This window comes from Amycolatopsis sp. NPDC114503 (genome assembly GCF_055633655.1).
In genome coordinates, this window is sequence record NZ_JBVKDT010000004.1 from 203956 (window position 1) to 229969 (window position 26014).

24 protein-coding genes and 1 pseudogene are annotated in these 26014 nt (G+C 69.1%); 6 read left to right on the forward strand and 19 right to left on the reverse strand.

Annotated elements, in window-relative coordinates:
- Positions 1–395 precede the first annotated feature (395 nt).
- On the forward strand, positions 396–1256 hold the full coding sequence (locus tag ACZ7OI_RS18130; protein ID WP_470265357.1) for an alpha/beta fold hydrolase: 861 nt from the start codon (positions 396–398) through the stop codon (positions 1254–1256).
- Positions 1257–1323: 67 nt separating this feature from the next.
- On the opposite strand, the gene ACZ7OI_RS18135 is transcribed toward ACZ7OI_RS18130, so the two are convergent.
- Positions 1324–2199: an oxidoreductase gene (locus ACZ7OI_RS18135; protein WP_470265358.1), complete on the reverse strand. Its 876-nt coding sequence runs from the start codon at positions 2197–2199 to the stop codon at positions 1324–1326.
- 61 nt (positions 2200–2260) lie between these two features.
- Between ACZ7OI_RS18135 and ACZ7OI_RS18140 the strand changes: the two genes are divergently transcribed.
- Positions 2261–2857 (forward strand): TetR/AcrR family transcriptional regulator, encoded by a 597-nt coding sequence (locus tag ACZ7OI_RS18140; RefSeq protein WP_470265359.1) that lies wholly within the window; start codon positions 2261–2263, stop codon positions 2855–2857.
- 52 nt (positions 2858–2909) lie between these two features.
- Positions 2910–3515 carry a TetR/AcrR family transcriptional regulator gene (locus tag ACZ7OI_RS18145; protein WP_470265360.1) on the forward strand — a complete coding sequence of 202 codons (606 nt, stop codon included), beginning with the start codon at positions 2910–2912 and terminating at the stop codon, positions 3513–3515.
- Here the strand turns inward: ACZ7OI_RS18145 and ACZ7OI_RS18150 are convergent, their stop codons facing one another.
- The 14 genes and pseudogenes from ACZ7OI_RS18150 to ACZ7OI_RS18215 form a co-directional block, all read right to left on the reverse strand.
- Complete coding sequence (locus ACZ7OI_RS18150) at positions 3516–5186, reverse strand: AMP-binding protein (RefSeq protein WP_470265361.1); 1671 nt, start codon at positions 5184–5186, stop codon at positions 3516–3518.
- Between the two features lie 11 nt (positions 5187–5197).
- Positions 5198–6376: a lipid-transfer protein gene (locus ACZ7OI_RS18155; protein WP_470265362.1), complete on the reverse strand. Its 1179-nt coding sequence runs from the start codon at positions 6374–6376 to the stop codon at positions 5198–5200.
- Positions 6373–6756: a hotdog family protein gene (locus tag ACZ7OI_RS18160; RefSeq protein ID WP_470265363.1), complete on the reverse strand. Its 384-nt coding sequence runs from the start codon at positions 6754–6756 to the stop codon at positions 6373–6375. Before ACZ7OI_RS18160 ends, ACZ7OI_RS18155 begins: the two co-directional genes overlap by 4 nt.
- On the reverse strand, positions 6753–7178 hold the full coding sequence (locus tag ACZ7OI_RS18165) for a Zn-ribbon domain-containing OB-fold protein (RefSeq protein ID WP_470265364.1): 426 nt from the start codon (positions 7176–7178) through the stop codon (positions 6753–6755). The genes ACZ7OI_RS18160 and ACZ7OI_RS18165 overlap by 4 nt, the downstream gene beginning before the upstream one ends.
- Entirely contained in the window at positions 7178–7726 is a 549-nt protein-coding gene (locus tag ACZ7OI_RS18170) for an FAS1-like dehydratase domain-containing protein (protein ID WP_470265365.1), read from the reverse strand. The genes ACZ7OI_RS18165 and ACZ7OI_RS18170 overlap by 1 nt, the downstream gene beginning before the upstream one ends.
- A 396-nt stretch (positions 7727–8122) precedes the next feature.
- Positions 8123–9739 carry a class I adenylate-forming enzyme family protein gene (locus ACZ7OI_RS18175; RefSeq protein WP_470265366.1) on the reverse strand — a complete coding sequence of 539 codons (1617 nt, stop codon included), beginning with the start codon at positions 9737–9739 and terminating at the stop codon, positions 8123–8125.
- Positions 9740–9768: 29 nt separating this feature from the next.
- Entirely contained in the window at positions 9769–10590 is an 822-nt protein-coding gene (locus tag ACZ7OI_RS18180) for an SDR family NAD(P)-dependent oxidoreductase (RefSeq protein WP_470265367.1), read from the reverse strand.
- A 1-nt stretch (position 10591) separates the two neighbouring features.
- Positions 10592–11713: a steroid 3-ketoacyl-CoA thiolase gene (locus tag ACZ7OI_RS18185; protein WP_470265975.1), complete on the reverse strand. Its 1122-nt coding sequence runs from the start codon at positions 11711–11713 to the stop codon at positions 10592–10594.
- Positions 11713–12567 (reverse strand): MaoC/PaaZ C-terminal domain-containing protein, encoded by an 855-nt coding sequence (locus tag ACZ7OI_RS18190; protein ID WP_470265368.1) that lies wholly within the window; start codon positions 12565–12567, stop codon positions 11713–11715. Before ACZ7OI_RS18190 ends, ACZ7OI_RS18185 begins: the two co-directional genes overlap by 1 nt.
- Before the next feature lie 9 nt (positions 12568–12576).
- Positions 12577–13680: an acyl-CoA dehydrogenase family protein gene (locus ACZ7OI_RS18195; RefSeq protein WP_470265369.1), complete on the reverse strand. Its 1104-nt coding sequence runs from the start codon at positions 13678–13680 to the stop codon at positions 12577–12579.
- A gap of 1 nt (position 13681) precedes the next feature.
- Positions 13682–14881, reverse strand: coding sequence for an acyl-CoA dehydrogenase family protein (locus ACZ7OI_RS18200; protein WP_470265370.1), 1200 nt, complete (start codon positions 14879–14881; stop codon positions 13682–13684).
- A gap of 81 nt (positions 14882–14962) precedes the next feature.
- Complete coding sequence (locus ACZ7OI_RS18205) at positions 14963–16594, reverse strand: acyl-CoA dehydrogenase family protein (protein WP_470265976.1); 1632 nt, start codon at positions 16592–16594, stop codon at positions 14963–14965.
- A 612-nt stretch (positions 16595–17206) separates the two neighbouring features.
- Positions 17207–17461 (reverse strand): annotated as a pseudogene (locus ACZ7OI_RS18210) (acyl-CoA dehydrogenase family protein); the annotation flags it as partial.
- Between the two features lie 3 nt (positions 17462–17464).
- Positions 17465–18601, reverse strand: a complete 1137-nt coding sequence (locus ACZ7OI_RS18215) for a steroid 3-ketoacyl-CoA thiolase (RefSeq protein ID WP_470265371.1) — start codon at positions 18599–18601, stop codon at positions 17465–17467.
- Between the two features lie 418 nt (positions 18602–19019).
- On the opposite strand from ACZ7OI_RS18215, the gene ACZ7OI_RS18220 reads away from it, so the two are divergent.
- Positions 19020–19940, forward strand: a complete 921-nt coding sequence (locus ACZ7OI_RS18220; RefSeq protein WP_470265372.1) for a 3-oxoacyl-ACP reductase — start codon at positions 19020–19022, stop codon at positions 19938–19940.
- 52 nt (positions 19941–19992) lie between these two features.
- Here ACZ7OI_RS18220 and ACZ7OI_RS18225 read toward each other — a convergent pair whose 3' ends face one another.
- The 3 genes from ACZ7OI_RS18225 to ACZ7OI_RS18235 are packed head-to-tail and all read right to left on the reverse strand — an operon-like array spanning position 19993 to position 22596.
- Positions 19993–20895, reverse strand: coding sequence for an NAD-dependent epimerase/dehydratase family protein (locus tag ACZ7OI_RS18225; RefSeq protein ID WP_470265373.1), 903 nt, complete (start codon positions 20893–20895; stop codon positions 19993–19995).
- Positions 20896–20905: 10 nt separating this feature from the next.
- Complete coding sequence (locus ACZ7OI_RS18230; protein WP_470265374.1) at positions 20906–21691, reverse strand: MaoC/PaaZ C-terminal domain-containing protein; 786 nt, start codon at positions 21689–21691, stop codon at positions 20906–20908.
- Complete coding sequence (locus ACZ7OI_RS18235) at positions 21688–22596, reverse strand: SDR family oxidoreductase (protein ID WP_470265375.1); 909 nt, start codon at positions 22594–22596, stop codon at positions 21688–21690. The genes ACZ7OI_RS18230 and ACZ7OI_RS18235 overlap by 4 nt, the downstream gene beginning before the upstream one ends.
- Before the next feature lie 92 nt (positions 22597–22688).
- Here ACZ7OI_RS18235 and ACZ7OI_RS18240 point away from each other — a divergent pair, with 92 nt between their 5' ends.
- Positions 22689–23447, forward strand: coding sequence for an enoyl-CoA hydratase family protein (locus ACZ7OI_RS18240; RefSeq protein WP_470265376.1), 759 nt, complete (start codon positions 22689–22691; stop codon positions 23445–23447).
- A gap of 17 nt (positions 23448–23464) precedes the next feature.
- Entirely contained in the window at positions 23465–24523 is a 1059-nt protein-coding gene (locus ACZ7OI_RS18245; protein ID WP_470265377.1) for an NAD(P)H-dependent flavin oxidoreductase, read from the forward strand.
- Positions 24524–24859: 336 nt separating this feature from the next.
- Here the strand turns inward: ACZ7OI_RS18245 and ACZ7OI_RS18250 are convergent, their stop codons facing one another.
- Complete coding sequence (locus tag ACZ7OI_RS18250; RefSeq protein WP_470265378.1) at positions 24860–26011, reverse strand: acetyl-CoA C-acetyltransferase; 1152 nt, start codon at positions 26009–26011, stop codon at positions 24860–24862.
- Positions 26012–26014 lie beyond the last annotated feature (3 nt).

Genomic DNA, 26014 nt, shown 5'->3' on the forward strand with positions numbered 1-26014 from the left:
CGGCGACAGGCCGGAATGACCGGCTGCCAAAGGTCCCGCACAACACCGCGCGCCGACAACGCGATCGCGGGGCAGCCGAAGGCCGCCTCCCCACGCCACACCGGGTCGGCCAGCCGCCGAATCCCGCGTGCCCGAGACCCGCGCGCCGAGCGATCATCCCGCGAATACCGCAATCCGGCACCGAGCCGGGTCGGCCAGCCGCCAACTCCGCGCGCCAGAGACCCACGCCGAGCGGCCATCCCACGAAGACCGCAATCCGGCACCGAGCCGGGTTGACCGGTCGTCAGACCCCGCGCGCCAGAGCCCGCTCCGAGCCGGGTTGACCGCCCGCCCCGGAGCGGCCTAGTCTCGCGACTAGAGCGATCACTCTAGTCGCGAGACCCGAGGGAGGGCCGATGCCGCGCGTGGAACTGTCCGCCGGGCCGATCGACTACACCGACACCGGCGGGACCGGCCCGGCACTCGTGTTCGGGCACGGGTTTCCGATGTCCGGCACGCAATGGCGCAAAGTCGTCCCGCTGCTCACCGGCTACCGATGCCTCCTGCCCACCTTGCCGCTCGGCGCCCACCTCGCACCGATGCGGCCCGACGCCGATCTCACGCAGTTCGGCCTCGCCCGGCTGCTCGGCGAATTCCTCGACGCACTCGACCTCCACGACGCGACAATCGTGCTCAACGACTGGGGCGGCGGCCAATTCCTCGTCGCCGACGGGATGGCACCAGCCGAGCACGTCGCCCGGGTCGGACGGCTCGCGCTCGTCGCCTGCGAGGCCTTCGACAACTTCCCGCCCAAACCCGCACGCCCGGCCGTCAAACTGCTCCGGCTCCCCGGCGGACCGTGGCTGCTCACCCGCATCAGCCGGACGTCGTTCTACCGGCACGCCAAAGCGGCCTACGGCGGGATGTGCGAAAGCCGCATCCCGGACGACATTCTCGACGGTTGGTTCACCCCGGCGTTGCGGGACAAGGAAATCCGCCGGGACCTGGTCAAATTCGCCACCGGAAGCCCGCCGCGACGGGAACTGCTCGCGATGACCGAACGGCTGCGGACATTCGACCGGCCCGTCCTGGTCGTCTGGGCGGGCCAGGACCGGATGATGCCCGCCGACCAGGGGCGGCGGCTCGCCGACCTTTTCCCGGACGGCCGACTGGTCGAAATCCCGGACAGCGGCACGCTGATCCCGGAGGACCAGCCGGAACGACTGGCCAAGGAACTGACCGCGTTCCTCACTGAAACCGGAGCCATGCCAGCATAAAACGCGGCAAGAACGGACACTGGCCCGCCGAATCGTTCCCGGACAGTTGAACGCGCGGAACAAAACCTCAAGCCGAAACAGTCAACGGAAACCGCACCCCGGTAAGCTCCTCAGACACTGTCCACAAGCGACGCGCAACCTCCCCGTCCCGCGCTTTCGCCGACCGCCCAACGAGTTTCGGCGCACCGCGGTTCTGCAGGAAACCGCGTGGCCCCGCATAGCTGTCCCCGGGAACATCCGCCAACGCAGCATAAAGCGTCGGCCGCGCTCCCTCCTCCGAAGTCTGCGCGAACAGCCGAGTACCGGCCTTCGCCAACAAGGACAGCACCGGCGTCTCCACCTTCAGCAGATTCGTCGCCGCCGTCCCAGGATGCGCCGCAGTCGCCAGCGCTGGCGAACCAACCTCAGTCAGCCGCCGCTGAAGCTCAGCAGTGAACAGCAAGTTCGCGAGCTTCGACTGCCCGTAAGCCGCCACCGCCCGGTACGGCTTGCGCTCCCAGTTCAGATCGGCGAAATCGATGGTGCCGACCCGGTGCCCGTTCGACGAAACCGTCACCACCCGGCCCCGGACCTGCGGCAAAAGCAGGTTCGTGAGCGCGAAATGCCCGAGATGATTGGTCCCGAACTGCGATTCGAACCCGTCCGCGGTGCGCGACAGCGGCGGGATCATGATGCCGGCGTTGTTGATCAGCAGGTCGATCGGCTCGGTGAATTCCGCGGCGAACGCGCGGACCGACGCGAGATCGGCGAGGTCGAGCTGCCGGACTTCGACGTCGCCGGACAGCTCCGCGGCAGCCTCGCGGCCACTGCGCAGATTGCGCACCGCCAGCACCACCCGCGCGCCCTTCGCCGCCAGCGCCGCCGCTGTCGCGCGCCCTAATCCGCTGTTCGCACCGGTGATCACGGCGGTGCGGCCGGTCTGGTCTTCCGCGATAAGGTCCATGCCCCCAAAGTAGGCACCGGCAACAATGTTGTCAACGGAAACATACTGCTAGACTGACCGGGTGCCCGACCAGTCCGACGACCGTCCCTACCACCACGGCAGCCTCCGCACCGCCCTGCTCGAAGCGGCCGAACGCGGCCTGCGCGCGCACGGAGCCGATCAGCTGTCGTTGCGCGACCTCGCCAGGGAGATCGGCGTCAGCCACGCCGCGCCGCGCCGGCATTTCCCGGATCGGCAGGCATTGCTCGACGCCCTCGCCGAAGCCGGATTCGCGCGCTTGGACAGCGCGTTGCGTTCGGCGCTGAAGACCGCGGACGACTTTCCAGGCCGCGTGCACGCGGCAGCCGCGGCGTACACCCGCTTCGCCACCGAGAACTCGGCGCTGCTCGAATTGATGTACACCAGCAAGCATCGCCCCGGCGCGTCCCGGATCGTGCAGGCCGCCGAGGCACCGTTCCGGCTGATGAACGACCTGATCGTCGAGGGTCAGGAGCAGGGCGCGTTGCAGGACGGGCCGCCGCAGCGGATCGGGGTCGTGTTGTTCGCGACGCTGCAAGGAATCGCGACCATCGGCAACGGCAACCTCGTTCCGCCGGAATTGCTCGACGGGCTCGTCGACACCGCCGTCGAACAGTTCCTGCGCGGCGCTCGTCCATAACAAAACCGGTCGGCCACGCGAATGCGGCGCCCGATTGGATACCGTGGGCAGCATGGCTGACCAACGACCGCTCGGCTTGCGAGAACGCAAGAAGCTCGACACGCGCAAAGCGCTGAGCGACGCCGCCGTGGCGCTGATGTACGAGAGAGGTCCAGACAACGTTGTCCGCGAGGACATCGCGGAGCGGGCCGGGGTGTCGCTGCGGACTTTCAGCAACTACTTCGCCACGAAATACGACGCGGTCGCCTACCGGCACGGGCACCGGATCCGCCTCAGCGCGGAACTTCTGCGGGAGCGTCCGGCGCACGAGCCGTTGTGGACCGCGCTCGCCGAAGCGCTCATCGAACCGTTGCGCGCCGACGGAGTGCCGTACGGCCAGCCGGCATCCGACCAGCTCAGCGCGGTGCAAGCGTGGAGCGCGACACCGGAGATGCGCACCGCGCTGGCGCGGGTGGAGACCGGCGAACTGGTCCGGGCGATCGCCGAGCGCACCGGGACGCGGGTCGGCGATCTGTATCCGCAACTGGTGTCCGACATCGCGATCGCGGCGATGACCACCGTGCTCAACCGGTTCCTGGACGAGAGTCTGGAGAAGACGGTGCCGACGACCTTGCGAGAGGCGTTCGCCTCGATTTCCCTGGGCCTCCCGCCACGGTGATCAGCGCCGCGACGCCGCGGGCAGCGAGTTTTCCCGGCCGTGCGCGAGGAATTCCGCCCGCAGCTCGCGGCGGTCCTCCGCGGTGAGCGGCCGGTACGGACTGGTCCGGCTCGGCGCGTACCAGACCCGGTCGTCCTCCCAGCCCTGCGCGCGCAACGGCGCTTTGTCGACCTTGCCGCTGCCGGTGACCGGAGCCTCGTCGATGATTCGGACGAAGGACGGTCGCCATTTCGTACCGAGATCCGGTTGCGCGGCAAGGAATTCGTCGAAATCTTCCGGATCGAACACGGCATCCTCAACGAGAATGACGGACGCCATCAGCAGGTCTCCGGTCTTCGGGTCAGGCACGCCGTAGCAGTGCGCCGCCGCGAACGCCGGGTAGCGGCCCAGAATCCGCTCGACCGGCGCGGTGCCGAAGTTCTCGCCGTCGACGCGGAGCCAGTCCGCGGCGCGGCCGGCAAAGTACAGGTAGCCGTCGCGGTCGCGGTAGCCGAGGTCGCCGGTCCAGAAGTCCTCGCCGCCGAATTTCAGCCTTTCGGCCATCGCGGCGGGGTGCTTGTAGTACCCCTCGAACGTTTTCCCACGACCCACCGCGACGATCTCGCCGGTCGCTTCCTCGGCGTTCAGCAGCAAGCCGTTCTCGTCGAATTCCGCGAGCGGGCATTCCCGGTTGTCCTGGTCGCGGATTTCCGCGCGCATTCCGGGCGCGGGACGACCCAGCGCGTTCGGCGGCGCGTCCGGTTCCGGCACGATGCGAAGTCCGCCCTCGCTGGAGCCGTAGCCTTCCCGCACTTCGCAGCCGAAACGACGGCGGAATTCGGCGGATTCGCCCGGTGCGGCTTCCGAGCCGAAGGCGATCTCCAGCCGGTTGTCGGCGTCGGTCGGCTGTTCCGGCTGCGCGACGACGTAGCTGAGCACCCGGCCGACGTAATTGAAGTAGGTCACGCCGTGCGCGCGGAGGTCCGGGATGAATTGCGACGCGGAGAATTTCCGTACCAGGACGATCGTCGCGCCGACCCTCGCCGCCGCGGCGAGGTTCATCATGATCGCATGGCCGTGAAACATCGGCAGGCACAGATACGTGACCGAATCGCGGTGCAGCGAGACGCGTTCGGCCAGCGCGTCGCTCAACCGGCCGAGGCGGCCGTTGCTGCAGATCACCGCCTTCGGCGTGCCGGTCGAGCCGGAGCTGAACAGCAGCAGGAAGATCGCCGCCGGGTCCGGCGGGCACGCGGGCATCTCCGCGTCGGCGTGCGCGGCCAGCAGCTTGTGGTACTCCGCCGACTCCACGTCGAGGACGTGGCGCACAGTCGGCAGGTCAAGGCCCGCGACTTCCTTGCCGTACAACGGTTCGGTAAGCAGCACGTCGACGTCCGTGTGGCTGATGTCCGCCGCAAGCTCCGCGCCGCGCCGGGTGGAGTTGATGCCGACCAGGACGTCACCGGTTACTGCGGCGGCGAGAATCCAGAACACGAAATCCGGCAGATTCTGCAGCAGCACCCCGATGTGCCGTTGCGTCCGACCGGGTCCTGGCTCGAAAGTGCGCAGCAGCGAAGCCCGCACCGCAGCCTCGCGAACGACCTCGTCCCACGTCCAGCTCCGGTTCTCGAACCGCAGCCCCTCGTGCGAGTCCCCGCACCGGGACCGGACTACTTCCGCGAACGTCTCCATCGGACCTCTCCTCAGCGGTCGGCCGCGAGCACGATCGCGGAGTGCGGCACCGGAGACCCGCCCGTGACGAGCACGTGCTCCAGGGATTTCGCGGGCTGGTTCACCGAACTGCCGCGAATCAGCCGGACGCCCTCGGCGATCCCGTTGACCCCGTGGAGGTATCCCTCCCCCAACTGGCCGCCGTGCGTGTTGACCGGCAGCTGTCCGTCGAGTTCGAGCGCGCCGCCGGCGATGAAGTCCTTCGCTTCGCCGCGGCCGCAGAATCCGTATTCCTCCAGCTGCAGCAACACCATCGGCGTGAAAGCGTCGTACAGAATCGCGGCGTCAATTCCTTCCGGACCCACGCCGGATTGCGCCCACAACTGCTCGGCGACCAGCTGCACCTCGGGCATTTCGTCGATGTCGTCCCGATAATAGCTGCTCATCGAAATCTGTTGCGGTCCAACGCCTTGCGCCGCCCCGGCGATCACCGCGGGCGGATGCGGCAGGTCGCGCGCCCGCTCCGCGCTCACGATCACCAGCGCTTGCCCGCCGTCGCTTTCCTGACAGCAGTCGAGCAAGCGCAACGGATCGGCGATCATCCGCGACGACTGATGGTCTTCGAGCGTGATCGGCCGTTCGTGGAACCAGGCTTGCGGATTCACGGCCGCGTGCTTGCGGGAAAGCACCGAAACGCGGCCGAAGTCCTCGCTGGTCGCCCCGTATTTGTGCATATACCGCCGCGCCAGAAAGGCTTCCTGCTGCGCGGGAGTGAGCAGGCCGTACGGATTGATCCAGTTCCGGTACTCCTGATCGGTGTTCGCGGCATAGGCGAACGGCGGCGGCCCGGCCCCGAAGCGATGGCCGGAACGCTCGTTGAACGCCCGGTACACCACGACGACGTCCGCGACCCCCGAGCTGACCGCGAGCGCTGCCTGCTGAACCGGCGCACACGCCCCGCCGCCGCCGTGCGGAATGCGGCTGAAGAACTTCAGTTGCGGGATCCCCAGCGCCCGGGCGACCGCGATCTCCGGATTGGTTTCCATCGTGAACAGCGCGAAGCCGTCGACTTCCTCGACCGGGATCCGCGCGTCGGCGAGCGCGGCGAGGACGCATTCGCAGGCGAGCTGCCATTCGCTGCGGCCGGAATTCTTGCTGAACTCGGTCGCGCCGATGCCGGCGATCGCGGCCTGCCGCGCGAACCCGCTCATGCCGCTACCGTCACGCGAGCCGTCACATGCACGCCGCGGTCGTGCCTTCCGACGACCTTCATCGTCGCCGCATCCTCGGTCACCTCGACGACCTCGCTGGCGAAAGTGAGCGTGTCGCCAGGGAACAACGGCAGCCCCAGCCGCAGCGACACCTTGCGGATCCGCGTCGCCGGGCCGCAGACGTCGGTGACGTAGCGGTCGATGAACCCGTTGGTGGCGTTGATGCTGATGAAGACGTCCGGCATCCCGCGCTCCCGCGCCTTGCCCGGATCGTGGTGCACGTCCTCGAAATCCTGCGACGCGATCGCGGTCGCGACGATCGCGGTGCGGTCGAACGGGATCGCCAGCTCCGGCAGCCGGTCCCCGAGAGCCAGGGTCATCGGGTGTGCTCCTTCGGGTCTCGCGGCCGCAGCTGCGGGAGGATTTCGCCGTGCGCGTGCTCGCTGAAGCCCACCTGCAGCGGCAAACCGGCTTCCAGCCGGTCGTGGTCGATTCCGGCGAGGTCGGCCACCAGCCGGATGCCCTCCTCCAGATCGGCGAGGCCGACGGCGAGCGGATAGTCGAACGCGGGATCCTTCGGGTGATATACCACCGTCCAGCTGTGCAATATCGCGCGACCGCTGGCGACGACCGTGTCCCACGCGAAGCTCCGGCAGACCGGGCACGCCGGACCGGGCGGATGCCGGAGAGCGCCGCAGCCGGTGCAGCGCTGGATCTCCAGCCGTCCCTCGCGGGCGGCGTCGAAGAAGAACTGGTTGTCCTGGGTGATCGTGAGCCGCGGGACCGCGGTGTGCTCCCCCATCATGCGCTCCGCTCGGCCGGGCGGAACCGCAGGATCCGGAAGCGTTCGTCGACGAGCAGCTCGCCCGCCTCGTCCAGGTAATGCTTGCGCAGCGTGACGAAATGCCCGTCGCCGAGCGCGGTCTGTTTGCACTCCGACACGGCTTCGATGGTGAAGTGGCAGGTCACGTGCGTGCCCGGGGTGATCTCGCGGACGTACTCCTGCTCGACGTCGGTGGCCACCACCGAGGTGTAGCCGGCCGCGTCGAGCACGCTCATCAGCCGCGAGTACGCGAAGTCCTCCACCGCGCCCTCGCGGCGCAGCTCCTGGATCTCGCGATAGCGCCGGTACCCGGCCATGATCCAGGTCGAGCACATCGCGGGCGGCGCAATCACGCCGGGGCGGCCGGTCGCCTTGGCCGCGGCGTCGTCGACGTACACCGGATTGCGGTCACCAACCGCCTCGACCCAGTTGCGGATCATCGCCTCGTTCACCGCGTACCGGGCCACCCGCGGCGGCTCGGCCTGCTGGCCGGTGAACTCGGCGAAGTCCGTCCGGAGACCGGTCATCACCCCTCCTTGAGCAAGCGTTTGGCAGGACGGTAGGAGTGCGAGGGAGGGCGGGCAAGCGAAAGTCCCGGTGGGCGGACGGATCGTGCGCGGTCAGCGCGGTTCTTGCTCGGCCAGCGCGGTTCTTGCTCGGCCAGCGCGGTTCTTGCTCGGCCAGCGCGATTCTCGCTCGGCCAGCGCGTTCTTGCCGGGATCGGCGCGGTCCTCGCCGGATCAGCGCAACCCTCGCCGGATCGGCGCGATTCTTGCCGGATCGGCGCGGTCCTCGCCGGGACCGGCGCACGCACGACTGCCGGTCCGCTGCCGCTTCGAAGCCGCCCCAACCGTCCACCCCCACCCGGCCCGATCCTCGCGGCGAGGCCTCGTTATCCCGGTTCTTACCGTGCTCACCAGGCCCTACTCCCACTGCACCAGCCGCCGGACCACCTTCCCAGTGGCGTTGCGCGGCAACGGATCCCGGGTCAGGAACCAGGCCGTCGGGACCTTGTACCGGGCAAGCCGGCCGGCGAGATAGCCGTGCAGGCCGTCAGCGTCCACTTCGGACCCTCCGCGCAGCACGACCTTCGCGGCGACGATCTGGCCGTAGTCCGGGTCCGGCAGCCCGGCCACGATGCATTCGGCGACACCGGGGTGTCCGGCGAGCTGTTCCTCCACCTCCGCCGGGTAGATGTTCTCCGCCCCGCGCAGGATCAGGTCGCTGCGCCTGCTCAACACCGTCAGCGCACCGTCGCGCACCTGGCCGAGGTCTCCGGTCCGGAACCAGCCGTCCTCGGTGAACGCGGCCTCGGTCGCCGCCGGATCGTTGAAGTAGCCGAGCATCACCTGCGGGCCGCGGAGGTGGATTTCGCCGTCGGTGCCGTCCGGGACCGGGCGGCCTTCGGTGTCCCGGATCTGCACTTCCATGTTCGGCACGGGCCGGCCCGCGGTGTCCGGGTCGGCGAGGAGTTCGGCGGGAGTCGCGAGGGTGGCGGCGGTGGACGATTCGGTGAGGCCGTAGTTGGTGCTCAGCGAGGCCGCCGCACCGGGCAACGCGTCGCGCAGCCGGTCTTTCAGCTCGGCGGTCGACGGCGCGCTGCTGACCGAGACCGTCTTGAGCGTACTGAGGTCGTAGCCGGAGAGATCAGCTTCGACGAGGCGGGACAGCATCGTCGGGACCGCGCCCCAGTTGGTGATCCGCTCGGTTTGCACGAGGTCCAGCACCCGGTGGAGGTCGAATTTCCCCTGGTGCAGCACCGCGGTGTCGCCGACCGCGAGCCGCACGACGGCGAGGTTGTGCAGGGCGGCGATGTGGAACAGCGGCGTGGCCAGCAGGAACCGGCGATCCCTTGCCGGACGGCCGAATTCCGCCGCGAGCGCGTCGTTGAACAGGTGGAACCACACCGCGGCGAGCACGTTGCGGTGCGAGTGCGTCGCACCCTTCGGATGCCCGGAAGTGCCGCTCGTGAAGAGGATGACGGCCGGATCGTCCTCGTCGACCGGCTCGGGTTTCAGCTCGGCGCCTTCGTGGCGGCCGAGGAGTTCCCGGTATTCGGGGCTGCCGAATTCCAGCGCCGGATACCGTTCCGAGACCAGCGGCTTCCGGGCCGCGTCGGTCAGCACGACCTTCGGCGTCGTCAGGTCGAGCCCGTGCGCGACCTCCGGCGCGGCCCACATCGAATTCATCCCGACCGCGATCGCGCCGAGCGAGACCGCCGCCCAGAATCCGACAATCCACTCCGGACAGTTCGCCGCGCACAACGCGACCCGGTCCCCGCGCCCGACCCCGTATTCGGTCCGCAACATCGCGGCCAACGCGGAAACCTGCTCGTAATGCCGGGAAAAAGTGAGCCGACTGTCCACAGTGACCAGATACTCGCGGTCGCCGAACTCGCGCGAAGCCTCCAGCAATTCGGTCAAGCTCCGATGCCGCCTCGCGAACACCTTCGCCGGACGGCCCGCGACCGGTTCCGCCCGGATCTCGAACTCCGCGCCCGGCGCGGTCAGCCGTGCGATGATGTCGTCCCGATCGGTCATCGGTCGCCTCCCGTAGTCGTCGGTGTCGGTCACCGGATCGTCAGCTGCCCGCCGTCGACGTTCCAGCACTGCCCGGTGACCCAGCCCGCCTCGGCGCTGGCCAGGAACACCGCGGCCGCCGCGATGTCGGCCGGCTCGCCGGCCCGGCGCAACGGCACCTGCGCGCGAACGTACTCGGCCCACGAATCCGGGTCCACGTCGTCCAGCCTGCCCGTGCCGACGACGCCGGGACAGAGCGCGTTCACCCGGATCCCGTGTTCGCCCAGCTCTTTGGCGGTCGAAGACGTCAGGGACTGCAGCGCGGCCTTGGACGCGGAGTAGGCCGCCGATCCGGCCCCGGACAGCTTCCCGCCGATCGAGGAGATGTTCACGAACACCCCGCCGCCGCCCTGCTCGACTATCCGCCTGCCGAACGCTCGGGTCATCAGGAACGGCCCGCGCAGGTTGACCGCGAGAACCCGGTCCCAGGTCTCGACCGCGAGATCCAGCACCGGCACGCGATCGGGGCCGCGCGCGGCGGCGGCGTTGTTGACGACGATGTCCACGCGGCCGAACGCGTCGAGGACCGTCTCCGCCAAGCGGTCGACCTGCGCCGGGTCGGCGACATCGCTCACCACCGGCAACGCCTGGCCGCCGAAATGCCGGATCTCGTCCGCCACGGACTCGATATCCCGCCAACCGGCCGCTTGCTCTTCCGGCGGGAACTGGTCGCGTGCGCGGCCGCTGCCGGTCACCACGACCGCGCATCCGGCCCGCGCCAGCTCGACCGCGATCGCCCGGCCGATGGACCGCATCCGGCCCGCACCGGTCACCACCGCGACCTTGCCGTCAAAACCGCTCAGCGGATACATCTCAGAGCCGTTCCACGATCGCCGCGGTCGCCTGGGCGCCGCCGGCGCAGATCGCCACCAGACCAAGCGTTTGGTCACGGCGCTCCAGTTCGTCGACGATCTCCGCCAGCAGCCGGATCCCGGTCGCGCCGACCGGATGGCCGATCGCGATGGCGCCGCCGTTGACGTTCAGCCGGTCCTCGTCGACGCCGATCGTGCGCGCGAACGACAGCGGAACCGACGCGAACGCCTCGTTGACCTCGAACAGATCGATGTCCGCGACGGTCATCCCGGCCCGGCCGAGCACCCGTTCGGCTGCGCGGATCGGTCCGTCCAGCAGGTACTTCGGCTCGGCGCCGACAATGGTCTGCGCGACCAGCCTCGCACGCGGGCGCAATCCGAAGGCCTGGTCGGCGTCAACCAGCAGCGCGGCCGACGCGCCGTCTGAGATCTGAGACGCCGTGCCTGCGGTGTGCAGACCGTTCGCCTCGATCGGGGCCAGTCCGGCGAGGGCTTCGGCACTGGTGTCGCGGAGGCCCTGGTCCCGGTCGAACAGGCCGTCGTCGAGCTGGACCGGCAGGATCGAACGGCCGAATCGGCCCTCGTCCCAGGCACGCCGGGCGCGTTGCTGCGAGCGGAGGCCGAACGCGTCCAGATCCGCGCGCGTGAGCCCGCGCCGGGCCGCGATCCGATCAGCGGCCTCGTACTGGGCGGGGAGGTCGACCGTCCAAGACTCCGGACGCGGACGGCCCGCGTCGCCGAGGTTGCTCAGCAGCGGCACCCGGCTCATCGACTCGACCCCGCACGCCATGCCGACGTCAACCAGCCCGGCCGCGATCTGCGCGGCGATGAGGTGCACGGCCTGTTGCGCGGACCCGCATTGCGCGTCGATCGTGGTGGTCGCGGTCTCGTCCGGCAGCCCTGCGTGCAGCCAGGCGAAGCGGCCGACATTGTTCGACTGCTCCCCGGCCTGCGTGACGCATCCGGCGACGACATCGGTAATAAGCCCGGGGTCGACGCCGGTGCGTTCGATGATTCCGCGCTGAACGTGGCCGAGGAGTTCGACCGCGTGGATGCCGGACAGCGCGCCGCGGCGCTTTCCGAACGGGGTCCGGATCGCGTCCACTATGACCGGAGTGCCCATCATTCACCTCCTGAAGTCGTGCGGGCCCAGGCGTCGGTGAGGACCGCCCGGTCGCCGCAGGTCGCCCGTAGCGAGAAGCCGTCTTCCTGCTGCCACAACGCAATTCGCAGGGTCTCGCCAGGAACGACTGGACCCGCGAAGCGCGCGCCCAGTTCGCGGATCCGCGAGGGACAGCCGTCGAGGAAGTGGTCGACGACGGCTTTGGCCACCAAGCCGTAGGACGCGAGCCCGTGCAGGATCGGCGCGGCGAATCCTGCTGCGGCGGCGAACTCCGGGTCGGCGTGGAGCGGGTTGAGGTCCCCGTTCAACCGGTAGAGCAGAGCCTGGTCGGGAGAGGTGGCGACGTCGACCACCTGCGTCGGGTCGCCTTCCGGCGGCTTCGGCCCGGCTGCGGTGCCTGGGTCTCCCCCGAAACCGCCTTCGCCGCGAGCCCAGACGGACATTGTGGACGTCCACAGTGGACCATCGGCATCCGCGACCTCGTGGACCAGCACGATGACCGCGGCCTTGCCCTTGTCCTGGACTTCGGCGATCCGCGTGGTTCGCTCCGCCGAGCCAGACGCCGGCAGCCGGTCCCGATGGAGCGTGACGACCTGGCCGGCGTGCAGCAGCCTCGCCAGGTCTACGTCCACTCCGGGCAGCGTCAAACCTTCCGCCGGATGGTCTCCGGCGGAAATGCCTTGTCCGGCAACGAGAGCGAAGGTCGGCAGGACTTCGAGGTCCCGCTCGTAGCCGTACCGGAGCGCGGTGCCGGAGCCCAGCGAAAGGTGGTACAGCAGCACATCCCGGGTGGTCCAGGCGAGCTGCTGGGTGCGCGGCGGGGCGTTGAGCGCCTTGTCGACATCGATGGGCACGTGAGTCTCCTAGGCCGGGGCGCCGATCGGGGGCGCGGACGGGAGCCGGTCCCCGAGTTCGGCGGCGAGTGCGTCGGCGGTGCCGAGGGTGAAGGCGACCTGGCGTCCCCAGAGGAAGTAGCGGTGGATCGGATAGTCGACGTCCGCGCCGATGCCGCCGTGCAGGTGCTGGGTCGCGTGCACGACCCGCAATCCCCCGCGCGACGCCCACCACTTGGCCACCAGCGCGGCGATCTCTGCCTCGTCCTCGCGACCCTCGTCCAGCAGCCAGGCAGCACGCTGGGTGCAGACACGGATCGCCTCGGTGTCGAGGTAGGCGTCCGCGGCCCGCACAGCGACGGCTTGATTTGTCGACAGTGGACGTCCGAATTGGACTCGCTCCGAGGTGTACTTCGCGGTGGTCTCCAACGCCTGGGCACATACGCCGACGCTGACCGCTGCCAGCGCGACCCGGAGCCTGCGGAGTGTCCACTGCAGAGCGTCCTCGCCGGAGACCAAAATGTCCGGTGCGGTAACCACTGCTTTGTCGAAGACGATTGACGCATGAGCTTCGCGGCTGGTGACTTCGACCGGTGTCACACGCAGGTCGACCGTCGGGACGAGTGCTAAATGGACCTGGTCGTTTTCCCTGACCGGCACCAGAACCAGGTCCGCCTGTGCCCCAGCGGGGACCGAGACGACCTCGCCGGTGAGTTCGAGTTCGTCTCCGCTCCGGGCCGCGGTCACCGAAACCGTGTCGTCGAACGCGCCGACCAGCAGCGTCGAACCGTCCAGCACGCGCGACAGGATCCGGTTCCGCTGGCCCTCAGTGCCGAACCGCGCGACCGGCAGCAAGCCTCCTGCGATCACATTCCACAACGGAACCGGCGCGACGTGCCGGCCCGCTTCTTCGAGCAGCACCGCCAAGCCGGACATCCCCAGCCCAGCGCCACCGTCCCGTTCGGACAGGCAGATACCGAGGAGGTCCGCTTCGGCGAGCACCCGCCAGAGGTCGGCGTCGAAGCCGCCCTGCTTCTCGACGGCCGCCACCCGGTCGACTGTCGCGCGGTCGGCGAAGATCTTGGCGGCCAGCCCCCGAACCGCGCCCAGGTCGTCGTTGAGGTCGAAATCCATGTCAGCTCCTGGCCTTTTCCGGGCGACGGCGTGCGGACAGCGTCATGCCGAGGGTTTTCGCCGCGACGATCTCGCGCAGCACTTCGTTGGTGCCGCCGCCGAAGGTGTTGTTCTGCGCACGCCGGGCGAGCGTCTCGACGCGCCCGTTCACCGCAGCACCGGGCGAATCGGGCCGCAGCAGACCGCGAGCGCCGAGCACCTCCTGGAGCCGGCTGTAGGCGGTCACCACCGCTTCCGTGCCGAACACCTTGGCAGCAGCGGAATCCCCGCCGCCGAGGGTGCCCGCGGCGACGTCCGCGACCAAGCGCAGGTTGATCAAGTCCGTCGCGCTGAGCAGCGCGTACACCTCGGCCAGCGTGTGCCGGACCCACGGCAGGTCGTACACCGTTCCCGGACCGAACGGCTCCTCTTGCGCCCATTCGAGGACCGCGTCGTACATCTGGTTCGCGATCCCGCCGCGCGAGGCGAGAGCGACGCGTTCGTGGTTGAGCTGGCTGGTGATGAGCCGCCAGCCGTCGTTCAGCTCTCCGACCACATGGGACAGTGGAATTCGGACGTCCTCATAGTACGTCGCCGACGTGCTGATCCCGCCCACCGTACGGATTTCGGTGGCGGAAAAGCCTGGGGTATCGGTCGGCACGAGCACGACGGAGATGCCGCGATGCGGGGGCGCGTCCGGATCGGTCCGCACGGCAAGCCAGATCCAGTCCGCGAAGATGCCCGCGCTGGTGAAGATCTTGCTGCCGTTGACGACAAGCGAATCGCCGTCGATCTTCGCCCGGGTCTGCAGCGACGCCAGGTCGGTGCCCGCGCCGGGTTCGGTGTAGCCGATGGCGAACATCAGCTCGCCGCGCAGGATCGGCGGCAGGAAGAACGCCTTCTGTTCCTCGGTGCCGTGACGCATCAGCGCCGGCGCGACCGTGTTCAGCGTGACCAGCGACAACGGGGCGCCGGCGCGCAATACCTCGTCGTAGAACACGAAGAGCGCTTCCGGATCCTCGCCGCGGCCGCCGTACTCCTCCGGCCAGCCGAGACCGAGCCAGCCGTCCGCCCCCATCCGGCGCAGGATCCGGTCGAACACCGGACCGCCCTCGGTCTGCTCGACCAGCGCGCGGCGGTCGTCCTCGTCGATGATGCGGGCGAAGTACTCGCGCAACTGCGCGCGGAGCCTTCGCGAGCGCTCCGACAGCTCCGGATGCATGTCTCTCCTCAGGGATCGGGCTCAGCGGGCCGAGCGATGACAGTGCTTTCTCCGCCCGGACAGGGCCGGCCCGGTCGCGGATCACCGGGGCAGCCCCAAGACTCGCTGGGCGATCACGGTGAGCTGAATTTCGACCGTTCCGCCGCCGAACAGCACCGCGGGCAGGCCGAGATGGTCGATGACGTGCCCGTCCTCCGCGCTCGCAGAACCCGGGCCGAGCAGGGCGATCACCTCGCGCGAACCCTCCTGCTGGGCGAGCGCGCTGAACACCTTCTGCACGCTGACCTCGGCACCGAGGTCCAACCCTGCGAGCCGCGCCAGCACACTCCGGAGGCCGAGCGTGGCGAGCGTGAGTTCCCGCGACGCGCACCGGCCGAGCGCGGACAGAGCGTCGGGATCATCCGGATCATCGCGGAGCAACTGGCGGATCCGGTCCGACGAACCATGCGCGAGCGTCGCGCCCATGTTGTGCCGCTCGTTGGCCAGCGTGGTCGTCGCGAGCCGCCAGCCGCTGTTCGGCTCGCCGACGAGATCGCGGTCCGGGACGAACACGTCGTCGAGAAAAACCTCGTTGAACTCCGAGCGTCCGGTGGCCTGCCGGATCGGCCGGACCGTGACGCCTTCCGCCGCCAGGTCGACAAGGAAATACGAGATTCCCCGGTGCCGCGGCGCATCCGGGTCGGTCCGGGCGAGACAGACGCCCCAATGCGCTTCGTGCGCGAGCGACGTCCAGACCTTCTGGCCGGAGATCCGCCAGCCACCGTCCACTTTGGTCGCCCGGGTGGTCAGCGAGGCCAAATCCGAACCCGCGCCCGGTTCGCTGAACAACTGACACCAGCGGATCTCACCGCGCAGAGTCGGCATGACGAACCGGTCGCGTTGCTCCGAAGAGCCGTGCACGAGCAGAGTCGGCAGCACCCATTCGCCGATCACCGTGGTGGGCTGGGGAATTCCGCGCCGCTCGAACTCCTCGGCGATGACGGCTTGCTCGAGCGGTCCGGCATCCAGCCCGTACGGTTTCGGGTAGTGCGGCGCGGCGAGACCAGCGTCGGCGAGCACGCGGGCCGACGGTTCAGCAGCTATCTGGTCGAGGACGGGCGCGATCCGGCGGCGCAATTCGGGGCAGTCGTCCGGGCTGGCGAGGGTCAGGTCGCGGGCCGTGGTCCGGGCGCGTTCGCCGAGGGTCCGGGCGACTGATCGGCCGAGGGATCCGGACAACGCGACGGCGCGGCGCCAGTAGAGGTGCGCGTCGTGCTCCCAGGTGAAGCCGATCGCACCGAGAAGACGGACGCAGCTGAGGGACGCGTCCACCGCAGCGGGAAGCGCAGCATGCCGAGCCTGCGCGGCGGCAAGTGCTTGCTGCGCAAGGGAATGCTGCTCGGCGCGGGCCGCGTCCCAGGCAGCGGCCGTGGCGATCTCGCGCTGCAGGAGGATGCCCGCCGCCTGATGTTGGACCGCTTGGAAAGAGCCGATCGGACGACCGAACTGGACGCGGGTGCGGACGTGCTCGACAGCGCAGTCCAGAGCCCAGCCGCACAGCCCCGCCGCCTCCGCCGCCGCCGGAACCGCGAGGGCCAGCTCCGCGCGTTCCGGCCGGATCTCAAGGAGGTTGTGTTGAGATACCAGGAAGTTCTCCAGCTTGAGCCGCGCCGCGGATCTGGTCAGATCAACGTCTTCGACTGGGATCAGCTGGCTGGGCTCTGGTCGGATCACAAACCAGATCTGGTGAACGCGGACCACCGCGATCTCCGCGTCCGCGAGGCCGAGCGACGGACAACTCGTGCCGTTGATATACCAACCGTCCGCGGTGGTGGTGGCACGGAGGCCTTCAAGTACGACGGCTCCGGTCGCCCCGGCGGCGAATGCGCGCAGCTCTTCCGTCGGGGCGGGTGGGGCGGTTGGTCCGGTCGGGGCGGGCGGTTCCGCCGGGGCAGTCGGTCCGGTCGACCCGGTTAGTCCAGTCGGGACAGTCGGCTCCGTCGAGGCGGTCGAGGCGGTCGGTCCAGTCGGGACAGTTGACCCGGTTGGTCCAGTCGGGGCGATCGGTTCCGTCGGGGCGGGCGGGGCGGCCGGTCCAGTCGAAGCGGCCGGTTCCGTCGGGGCGGTCGAGGCGGCCGGTCCAGACGGGGCGGCCGGTCCAGACGGTCCAGACGGGGCGGCCGGTCCGGTCGGGACAGTCGGCTCCGCTGGGGCGGCCGGGGCGGCCGGTCCCGCCGAAGCAGTCGGTCCAGTCGACCCGGTTGGTCCGCTCGGGGCGGTCGGCTTCGCCGGTCCAGTCGAGGCAGCTGGGGCGCTCGGTTCAGCAGCGGCGAGAACGGCGCTGGCGGTAACGGTCGGCAAGAACGCCCCAGGCACCAGATGACGGCCGAACTGCTCGGTCACCACGGCGAGTTCGAGCAGCCCAGCGCCTTGCCCTCCGACGGACTCCGGCAGGTGCAGGGAGTGCCATCCTTGTTCAGTGAGGGCTTTCCAGAAGTCCCGCCGTCCCGCACGAGTCTCGGCAATCGGCGCGTGCCGCATGGCCCACCCGGCGGCGGAGGCGGCCAGGTCGCGGTGTTCCTCGGACAGGGCAATGGGCATGGCTCAGATCCGTTCGACGAGCACGCAACTGGTGGCGGCCGCGGCGCAGATCGCGATCATCGCGAGACTGGCGTCGCGTCGTTCGAGTTCCTCGACCGCCGTCGCGAGAAGGCGGATGCCGGTCGCTCCCGCCGGGTGGCCGAGCGCGATCGCGCCGCCGAGGACGTTGAGCTTGTCCTCCGGGACCTCGTGCGCCTGCGCAAAGGACAGCGGAACGGCGGCGAACGCCTCATTGACTTCGAAAAGGTCGATGTCGCCGATCGTCAAGCCGGTGCGGTCGAGGAGTTTCCGCGCCGCGGCGACCGGTCCGTCGAGGAGGTATTCCAGGTCTCCGCCGATGACGCACTGAGCGAGCAGTCGCGCTCGCGGGCGGAGGCCCAGTTCGTCGGCGCGGCTTCGGGACAGGAAGAGCGCGGCACTCGCACCGTCGGAGACCTGGGACGAGGTGCCTGCGGTGTGCAGACCGTCCGGCACGGTGGTGCGGAGCCCGGCGAGCGCTTCCGTCGAGGTCTCGCGAAGTCCCTGATCGCGGGTGACCGTTTCACCGTCCGGCAGCTCCAGCGGGAGGACTTGACGGTCGAAAAGCCCGGCGTCCCAAGCCTTTCGCGCGTTGTGCTGGGAGCGGAGGCCGAACGCGTCGAGGTCCGCCCGGGTCAATCCGCGCTTCCGGGCGAGGCGGTCCGCCGCGGTGTACTGGTCGGGGGTGTTGAGATACCAGTCAGCCGGTCTCGGTGTACCAGTTCCCGTCCCCTGCTTCGGGGTGAGCGGTACGCGGGACATCAGCTCGACGCCGCACGCGATACCCGCGTCGACTGTCCCGTTCGCGATCTGCCCGGCGAGCAGGAAAGACGCCTGCATCGACGTGCTGCATTGAGCGTCGACGGTGGTCGCGCCGGTCGCGGTCGGGAGGCCGGCGTAGAGCCACGCGGTGCGGACGACGTGGCCGTACTGCTCGCCCAGCGGCGTGACGCAACCGCCGATCACCTGGTCGACCGCGTGCGGCTCGAGACCGGTGCGCTCGAGGACGCTCCGCTGGACGCGGCTGAGCAACTGGACGGCGTGCAGGGCGGAAACCCATCCGTCGCGTTTGCCGAACGGCGTGCGGACCGCGTCGGCGAGGACTGGCGTCGTGTCTTTCAAGCCCGGATCTCCTTCTCGCGGGGAAGGCCGGACCGGCCCCTGGCCATCGAGGTAATCGAGCAAGCGTTTGGTTGGAGGTTAGCTTCGGCCCGGTGGGCGGGACAAGCGCGCGTACTGGTGAGCGGGAGTGGCCCGGTCGGTGCGCGGGAACGGCGGGCTCAACGCTGGTGCGGCCGACGTGGTCCACGACGCGACGCGGGCGGCACCTGCCTCGGGCGCGGGAGCCCAGCGCTCGCGCACCGGACGCCACCCGGCCAACCAACGCGCAAGCAGTACCAGCCGCTGGCGCGAGGAGTGGTTAGCGTGCAACGCCTCTCCCCGGCCAAGAATCGCCGATGCCACTCACCGGGAGCGGCCCCACGCCACCAGGGCCGCCGTCGGCACCATGACGACATCCCTTCCCGGCATTGGAGGCCCCGTGTCCCACCCCAGCACCGCCCTGTCCGGCCGCACCGCCATCGTCACCGGGGCCGGAGCCGGGCTCGGTCGGGCCGAAGCGCTCGCGCTCGCTGCGGAGGGGGCGAACGTCGTGGTCAACGATGTGAGCGACGCCGGGGGCAAGGTGGTCGCCGAGATCGAAGCGCGGGGCGGCCGGGCGCTGGCCGTTCCGGGCGACATCGGCGACTGGCAGTACGCCGAAGACCTCGTCACCGCGGCGACCGAGCATTTCGGGTCGCTCGACGTCGTCGTCAACAACGCCGGCATCACCCGCGACGCGATGCTCTTCAACCTCGACGAGAAATCCTGGGACGACGTCATCCGCGTCCACCTCAAGGGCCACGCGGCACTGTCCCGCGCGGCGGCGCGACACTGGCGGCAGATCAGCAAAAGCACGGGCAAGCCCACCTACGGACGCCTGATCAATACGTCGTCGGAGGCGTTCCTCCTCGGCGGCGCAGGCCAGCCGAACTATGCGGCGGCGAAGGCGGGGATCGCGGCGTTGACGTTGTCGTGCGCGCGAGGGTTGAGCCGCTACGGCGTCCGCGCGAACGCGATCTGCCCGCGCGCCCGAACGGCGATGACGGACGGGATCTTCGCGGCGGGACGCAGCGCGGGCGGGTTGGACATCCTCGCGCCGGAGCGGGTCGCGGCGTTTGTCGCGTACCTCGGTTCCCCGGCGGCGGAGGCGGTGAACGGGCAGGTGTTCGTGGTGTACGGAGACATGGTCGCGCTGCTCGCCCCGCCGACGGTCGAGCAGCGGTTCGTGTCCGCGCAGGGCGCGTTCGATCCGGCGGAGCTGGAGCGGACTATCACGCCTTACTTCGCTGACCGCGACCCGCGGAAAACGTTTGCGGCCAGCGACATCGTGGGGCTCGACGACACCGGGACGACCGTGTAGCCAAGGGACCTCGCGATTCCTGTTGGAGCAGGATCGCCGCTCGCGACCCTGCTCACCGCACCGCCGCGGCCATCTCCTCCAGCATCGGCCGGACGTCCCGGCGGCGGTAACCCAGCAGTTCGGTCTCGCGGGCGTCCGGTTCGTACGAGATCGTCGCGCCGCGGCCCGGGACCAGGACCCGGTCCGGCAGGAACGGGTGTTCCTCGTCGCGTTCTTCCAGAGTCCGGCCGGAGCCGGAGACGTCGAAAACCAGCTGGAAGTAGTCCCGGAAGCTGAGGTTTTCGTCCCCGACCAGGTACGCCGCGCCGGATTCCCCGCGCAGCAGGGCACCCTCGACGGCCTCTGCCAGGCTCCGCACGGACAGGTAGTTCGTGCCGCCCACCGGTGCGAAGTCCGGTACCTTCCCGACCAATTCCCCAGCCGCCCAGGCCAGCATTTTCGCGAACTGACGCGTCGACCGGCCCGGGGCCATCCCGACGATCGACGGCGGGTTCAGCGTGCACACCGCGAACCCGTCCCCGGCCAGGGCGCGCGCTCCTTCGTCGGCCAGGCGACGGGCGTTGACGTACGGGTTCGTTTCCGCGAGATCTGGCCGGATCTGGTGGTAATAGCTGCCGATCTGCACGAAACGGCCGACGCCCGCCCGTTTCGCCCGCGCGGCGATCGAGGTCACGCCGTCGATTTGGTACGTCCGCCAGAATTCCTCGTCGCCCCAGCCGGAGACGTGCCGGATGTCTTGCCCGGCCGCGAAAACGACGGCGTCGAACGGGGCGAGTACGACCTCGTCGAAACCGTCGTGCGCGTAGTCGCCCAGCAGCACCGGCAGGCCCGCCACGAGAGAATCGGCGTCGGGTTCGTGTCGTCCGGCGACTGTCACGGCATGACCGGCACCGCTCAAGTGCGCCGCGGTGTTCGCGCCGATCATGCCGGTGCCGCCGATGACCAAGACCTTCATGCGCATTCCTCTATCCGAAGTGGACATGTCCGCCGTCGACGACCGGGCCTCGTTCCGACGTGATCCGCAGGCCGCCGTCGGACCAGCCTTCGACCCGCAGTTCCTCGCCAGGGAAGACCGGCGCGGCGAAGCGTCCTTCCAGCGACGTCAGGTCCGCCGGGTGTGCGCCGATCTGGCGGGCCGCGACCAGCGCGCCCGCGCCGAGGGTGGCCAATCCGTGCAGGATCGGGCGCGGCTGGCCGATTCCGGCTGCTGCCGCAGGGTCTACGTGGATATGGTGACGGTCCCCCAACAGCCGGTAGAGCAATGCCTGGTTGTCCGCAGTGGACAGCGAGGCAGTCCAATCCGGACTGTCCAAGGCAGACGGACGGCCGGGGCCGCGTTCGCCGCCGAAACCGCCGATGCCGGGGCAGAACAACGACCATGTCGCGACGAAGTAGTCGGATTCCACGGCCACTTCGTAAACCGCCGCGCTGCCTTTGTCCCAGACCTCCGGAACGCGAGCCTGCATGGAAATCTCACCCGCGCGCGGCAACGGTTTCAAGACTTGCAGCCGTTGCGAGCCGTGCACCGCGTTGCCGACCTCGAACGCCCCGGCCGAGCCGAGGACGTCCGGAGCCCACTGGGCGAGCGTGAGCGCGAAAGGCGGCAGCACCCGGAGCCGGTCCTCGAACACCAAGTCGAGTTCGTCCGGCCGCGCGCCGATGGCGAGCGCGTAGAGGATCGGGTCGCGGTCGGTGTAGGCGACGGTCCGCTCGCCGAGGACGCGACCCTTCCAGTCCTCGGGGCTGGTCACTGCGCACCGTAAACCGGTTCAGGCACGGGCGCTTCCTTCAGCAGCTCACGCACGGCCGGGCCGGCTTCGGCGGCGGTCCAGCGCCGGTCCAGTTCGCGGGACGGGCCGTGGCTCCAGCCGTTTTCCACGCAGATCCGGCCGCCTTCGACCTCGATCACGCGGCCGGTGACGTCCGCGGCGTCCTCGCTGGCGAGCCACGCGACGATCGGCGACACGTTGCCCGGATGCATCGCGTCGAACCCGTCGTCCGGCGCGGCCATCTGGGCCGCGAACGGGCCCTCGGTCATCCGGGTGCGCGCGGCCGGGGCCAGCGCGTTCACCGTGATGCCGTACCGGCCGAGTTCGGCGGCCCCGACCAGCGTCAACGCGGCGATCCCGGCCTTGGCGGCGCTGTAGCTGCCCTGGCCGACGCTGCCCTGCAGACCCGCGCCGGAGGTGGTGTTGATGATCCGCGCCGCCCGCGTACGCCCCGCTTTCGCCTCCGCGCGCCAGTAACCCGCGGCGTGGTGCATCAGCGCGAAATGCCCCTTGAGGTGCACCGCGACGACCGCGTCCCACTCCTGTTCGCTGGTGGTCACGAGCATCCGGTCGCGCACGAACCCAGCGTTGTTGACGACGATGTCCAGACCGCCGAACTCCTCGACCGCCTGCCGCACCAACGCTTCCGTCGCCGCGAAGTTCGCGACGTCGGCGCCGTTGGCCACCGCCTCGCCGCCCAGCGCGCGGATCGCTTCGACCACCTCGCCGGCCGGGCCGTCGGACGCCCCCTCGCCCGCACCCGACGTGCCGAGGTCGTTCACCACGACGCGCGCGCCCTGGCGGGCGAGTTCCAGCGCGTGCTCGCGGCCGAGTCCGCGGCCGGCCCCGGTCACGATCGCGACCCGGCCCTCCAAGATCCCGCTCACATCTTCTCCGTTCGTCTTCCGGTCGGCGATGCGGTTCCCCGTGAACCAAGCAAGTGTTAGGCTACCAAGCAATCGCTAGGTTAGGAACGCACGTGACGATTTCCACGCAGCTCCACGACAACGGCACCTTCGTGGTCACCATGGACTACCCGCCGGTGAACGCCCTGCCGGTCGCCGGATGGTTCCGCCTCGCCGAAACCGTGCGGGAGGCGGGCGAGGACCCGGCGGTGCACGTCGTCCTGCTCCGCGCCGAGGGCCGCGGCTTCAACGCCGGCGTCGACATCAAGGAAATGCAGCGCACCACCGGTTTCGACGCCCTCGTCGGCGCGAACCGCGGCTGTTACCTGGCATTCAAGGCGATCTACGAATGCGCCGTGCCAGTCATCGCCGCGGTGAACGGCTTCTGCCTGGGCGGCGGCGTCGGCCTGGTCGGCAACTGCGACACGATCATCGCTGCCGACGACGCATACTTCGGCGTCCCCGAGGTAGACCGCGGCGCCCTGGGCGCAGCAACCCACCTCGCGCGCCTGGTCCCGCAGCACCTGATGCGCACGCTGTACTTCACCAGCCGCACCATCGCGGCGAAGGACCTGGTACAGCACGGTTCGGTACTGGAAACCGTGCCCGCTGCCGAGCTGCACGACGCCGCGCTCGCCCTGGCCGCCGAGGTAGCCGCGAAGGACCCGCGCGTCATCCGGGCCGCGAAAGCCGCGCTGAACGGCATCGACCCGATCGACGTCAACCGCAGCTACCGTTACGAACAGGGCTACACCTTCGAACTCAACCTCATCGGAGCCGCCGACGAACACCGCGACGCCTTCGTCGCCACCGGCCGCCCGACGAACGACTGACCCTCTCGAGGAGACCCGTGCCTCTCCGCACTCCGCTCACCGAGCTGACCGGCGTCACCCACCCCATCGTGCAAACCGGCATGGGCTGGGTCGCCGGCCCGCGCCTGGTGTCCGCGACCGCCAACGCCGGCGCCTTGGGCATCCTCGCCTCCGCGACGATGACCTACGACGAGCTCGACCACGCCATCAAGGAAGTCAAGCAGCGCACGGGCAAACCCTTCGGCGTAAACCTGCGCGCCGACGCCGGCGACGCCACCGAACGCGCAGAACTGCTGATACACCACGGCGTCAAGGTGGCATCTTTCGCCCTGGCCCCCAAAAAAGACCTGATCGCCCGCCTGAAAGACCACGGCCTGGTCGTAATGCCCACCGTCGGCGCCGCCCGCCACGCCGAAAAAGTCGCCTCGTGGGGCGCAGACCTGGTGATGATGCAAGGCGGCGAAGGCGGCGGCCACACCGGTCCCACCGCCACCACCCTGCTGCTGCCATCTGTACTGGACGCAGTTGATATCCCAGTAGTCGCCGCCGGAGGCTTCTTCGACGGTCGTGGCCTAGCCGCCGCTTTGTCTTATGGCGCGGCTGGAATCGGCATGGGCACGCGCTTCCTGCTCACCAGCGACAGCGCAGTGCCAGACGAAATCAAGCGCACCTACCTAGGCTTCGGCCTAGACGGCACTGTCGTCACCACCAAGGCCGACGGCATGCCACACCGCCTCCTGCGCACCCCCTTCATCGAGGGCCTCACGAAGGAAGGCTTCGTGCAGCGAATGGCCCGAACCCTACGCCGCACCAAGGACTTCAAACGCCTGAGCGGCCAGTCCTGGCCCTCCCTGATCAACGACGGCCTGCGCATGAAACGCGGAAGCGACCGCTCGTGGACGCAAACCATGCTGGCCGCGAATACCCCCATGCTGCTCAAAGCCGGTCTGGTAGAAGGCGATACGCGAGCAGGAATGCTGGCCGCCGGACAGGTAGTCGGCGTGATCGAGGATCTGCCGAGCTGCGCGGAACTGGTGACCCGGATCGTAGACAGCGCGCAAGAACGCCTGAATTCCACCGCCGCCCTGCTGGACTGAGCCCACGTCCAGCCCACGTCCGTGAGGGGACCCCTGAGGGAATCTGATTCCCTCAGGGGTCCCCTCACAGCCCTAAACCCGCACCCGCGAACCCCACCGCACCAACGCACCCGAGCTGCGCGCACCCACCACCCAACCGCAGCCCGCGCACACAAACCCACCAGCGCGCCCACACCACCCCCGCACCCCGATACGAAGCCAAAAATGCGGACGGCGGGTGCTTGTCAAGGCATCTTTCCCGCCTTGACAAGCACCCGCCGTCCGTCATCACAATGAGCTTCGGGGTGCCTCTCAACCCCCCGGCGCAATGTCGCCGCCAGGCGACGAGCCGCCCCCCTAAAGAAGCTCCAGAACAGTCACATTAGCCTGCCCCCCACCCTCACACATCACCTGCAGCCCATACCGCCCCCCAGTCCGCTCCAACTCATGCAACAACGTAGTCATCAACCGAACCCCAGTAGCCCCAATAGGATGCCCCAACGCAATCCCACCCCCATTCACATTAACCTTCTCATGCGGCACCCCAATCTCCCGCATCCAAGCCAAAACCACCGGCGCAAACGCCTCATTGCACTCAAACAGATCGATATCCCCCACAGACATCCCAGCCTTCTCCAACGCCCGCTGAGTAGCCGGAATAGGCGCAGTCAACATCCACACCGGATCCGCCCCATACACGCTGATGTGATGCACCCGAGCCCGCGGCGTCAGCCCATGCTCCGCCACCGCCCTCTCCGAAGCGATCAACAAAGCCCCCGCCCCATCGCTGATCTGCGACGCCACCGCAGCCGTAATCGGACTGCCTTCCTCCAACGGCTTGAGCCCAGCCATCTTCTCCAACGTCGTATCCCTACGCGGACCCTCGTCCACAGAAAACGACCCCACCGGCGAAATCTCCCGCGAGAACCGCCCAGCATCGATAGCCGCCAACGCCCGCCGATGACTCTCCAGAGCGAACTCCTCAAGAGCAAGCCGAGAAATCCCCCACTTCTCCGCAATCATCCGCGCAGAACGAAACTGCGACACCTCCTGGTCACCGTACCGAGCGACCCACCCAGGCGACTCCGCGAACGGCGTACTGAACCCGAACTCCCGCCCCGCCACCATCGCCGAAGAAATCGGAATAGCAGACATATTCTGCACTCCCCCGGCGACAATCAAATCCGCGGTCCCGGACATCACGCCCTGTGCCGCGAAATGCACCGCCTGCTGACTAGACCCGCACTGCCGGTCGATAGTCACCCCAGGCACATGCTCCGGCAGCCCAGCCACCAGCCAAGCAGTCCGAGCAACATCCCCGGCCTGCGACCCGATCGTGTCGCAACACCCGAACACGACATCGTCGACCGCGCCCGGGTCGATGCCGGTCCGCTGGACGAGCGCGCTGATCGCATGCGCCCCCAAATCAGCCGAATGCACCCCGGCAAGCGACCCGCCACGCCGCCCCACCGGAGTGCGAACCGCATCAACCACATATGCCTCAGGCACGAA